Source organism: Gracilimonas sp. (genome assembly GCF_040218225.1).
GTDB lineage: Bacteria > Bacteroidota > Rhodothermia > Balneolales > Balneolaceae > Gracilimonas.
On sequence record NZ_JAVJQO010000010.1, the window covers coordinates 1 to 2,336 of the forward strand.

Genomic DNA, 2,336 nt, shown 5'->3' on the forward strand with positions numbered 1-2,336 from the left:
ACGGAGCTGATTCCGGTGCTCATCAAAGGAATGCAGGAACAGCAGGCAGAAATTGAGCGACTCAAAGAAGAAATAGAAAAGCTTCAGAAGGACAAATAACAGTTCCTTCTTCTTCAAACAAAAAAAGCCCCTTATGCAGATGCGTGAGGGGCTTTTTTATTAGAAAAAGAAAAATCATCCTTCTAAGGAGGCTTTAATTCCGGGAATCATAGAAATCCCACATGCTTGGGTGTTTCGTTTAGTAATCATATTTGTTAGATTTTCATCAGTAGCACAGATAAATTGTGCAATAACTAATACATACAATTATGCATAGATTAATATCAGTTTTTCTATGGCTGTTTTGTATTTGTGGAGTAACACAGGTTCAGGGGCAAAGTTCTATTACATTTGCCGGGGGTACATTTCAAAGCGACTCTTTTACAGTCAGTTTTTCTGCTGGAGAAGTTGTTGCAGGTACTTTTAGCAGCTCTAATATTCTGCTTACAACAGGCTTTTCTAATGGGGGCGATAATGTTTTCGTTTCGAATGAACCTATAGCAGATGATGTGCCAACCAGATTTCGGTTAAAACAAAATTATCCAAATCCTTTCAACCCATCCACTAATATTGCCTACGATCTTCCAGAGAAAGCCGATGTAGAGCTGGCGGTATTTAATATCATCGGGGCAAAAGTGGCCATATTAGTACAAAAACAAAAACCGGCGGGTTCACATACGGCCCGTTTTGATGCATCATCGCTGGCTAGTGGAATGTATCTTTATCGTTTAATAGCTAATGGAAATTTAATCGCTACCAAAAAAATGGTAATTATCAAATAAGGGGACATAATGATGAATAACAGGACTACAAAAATAATATTTACGCTTTTAGCTGTTTTATTCACAGCTGAAGTAATGGCACAGGTTCCTCAGGGATTTAACTTCCAGGCGGTAGCCCGTGATGGAGATGGCGAATTAATTGTTAATTCACAACTTGGGGTCAGGATAAGTGTACTTCAGGGCAGTGAAACCGGAACTATTGTTTACACTGAAACTCAAACTGCTGAAACCAATGGAGCAGGTCTTTTTGATCTGGTTATTGGGGAGGGGGAATCAGAAGATAATTTTTCTGTCATTGACTGGTCATCAGATAATTACTACGTAAAATTGGAAATAGATCCGGCAGGAGGAACCGAATACGAAGAGTTGGGAACAACCCGGCTTTTATCTGTTCCGTATGCGCTTTTAGCGCAAGATGTGTTGAACGGGGGAGCAGGACCTGCAGAGCCAATTATCGAGTATAACCTAAATTCATCAGAGGGTGACACATCATTTAGTATTAATGCAACAGGCACTGAATCTCTTGCCGGTGCTTTAAAAGTTCGCTCAGAAACAGATGGCTCAAACCGTGGAGTTGATGCTCGTGTTAAATCCTATATTGGCAACGAAAATAGCCAAATAGGAATGTATGGTCGAGCAGAAGGTGAAGGTACAGGGAATCATTTTGGTGTTTATGGAATAGCTCTGGGTAACGAAGGTGTTGCTGGAAGCAGGTACGGCGTATACGGATGGTCTGAAAGCTCCGGATACTATAATTCTGCTATTACTGGAGTTGCTCGTGGCCCTGGAGATGGCACTATTATAACCGATTTTGAATCCGAAGAATTTGGGTCATTTAATCAAGGTCTTTCAGGTTATGCTTCAGGTAATTTAAATGGAAATATTGGGTTAGACGTTGGGGTTACCGGAACCGAAGGAGAGCGCATCAATATCGGTGGAGAATTTAGAGTATTTACTACAGCTGATGGAGGAAATACGGCCGTAAATATGCTTGTCAATGGTTCTCAGAAAGAAAACTTCGGTATTTTTGGAGTGATAGATGGAAGCTCGATAAATCGAGGTATGATTTTAAATGTACATAGTGGGTCGTCAAATATTGGGATGATTGTAAATGCCGATACCGCAGCCCAACTGAACGGATTCACAGAAATTAATGGTAACCTTAAGGTGAGTGGGACTATTAATGAGGCCTCTGACCGTAATCTGAAAGAAAATATTCAGCCGCTGCAAAATGGGTTGAGCACTATTATGAAGCTAAACCCCACCACCTATCATTTTCGGGGTAATGGAGAGTATAAAGGACTGAAGCTTTCTTCCGGTCTGCATTATGGGCTTATTGCTCAGGAAGTAGAACAAGTTCTGCCTTCGCTGGTTAAAAATAATCTTCATACTTATTCTGAAATGAAGGTAGACGGGCAAGGTCCTGACGCCATATCAGAAACTGAAATTGAGAAAACCATGGAATATAAAACCATGAACTACACGGAGCTGATTCCGGTGCTCATCAAAGGAATG

At 40.8% G+C, this 2,336-nt stretch carries 2 protein-coding genes; both read left to right on the top strand.

From position 1 onward, the window contains the following. Positions 1–308: 308 nt before the first annotated feature. Positions 309–821 carry a T9SS type A sorting domain-containing protein gene (locus RIB15_RS15660; protein ID WP_350203118.1) on the top strand — a complete coding sequence of 171 codons (513 nt, stop codon included), beginning with the start codon at positions 309–311 and terminating at the stop codon, positions 819–821. Positions 822–830: 9 nt separating this feature from the next. Next, positions 831–2,336 (top strand): tail fiber domain-containing protein (locus tag RIB15_RS15665; protein WP_350203119.1); only part of this gene is annotated, 1,506 nt, incomplete at its 3' end.